The organism is Pseudomonas sp. F220 (assembly GCF_057813935.1).
This window is the reverse complement of record NZ_JBVASJ010000220.1, coordinates 1-236: the sequence shown is the minus strand read 5'-3', so window position 1 is coordinate 236 and position 236 is coordinate 1. Positions and strand designations below refer to the sequence as shown.

Below are 236 nucleotides of genomic sequence, written 5' to 3'. Positions count from 1 at the left end.
ACCGTCTTCAGCCACCGAAGATTGAGGGCAGCCCGGACGTGCCGCCCAGCCTGACTTTCTACAGTCTGTACATGCACTTGCAGGATTGGGCGGTGTATCACGATGACGCGACTATTGCTCGGCCCGCGTTCTGGCCCGAGGGGGAGACCCGTCGGGTCAAGGCGACAGTGACAGATGTACACCCAGGCCATTCTGGACAGCAAGGCTTGAACGTGCGTAACCAAGCGCACCTGGGC

1 pseudogene is annotated in these 236 nt (G+C 61.0%); it reads left to right on the top strand.

The features are described 5' to 3' along the window. Positions 1-236 (top strand): annotated as a pseudogene (locus ACZYSM_RS29715) (hypothetical protein); the annotation flags it as partial.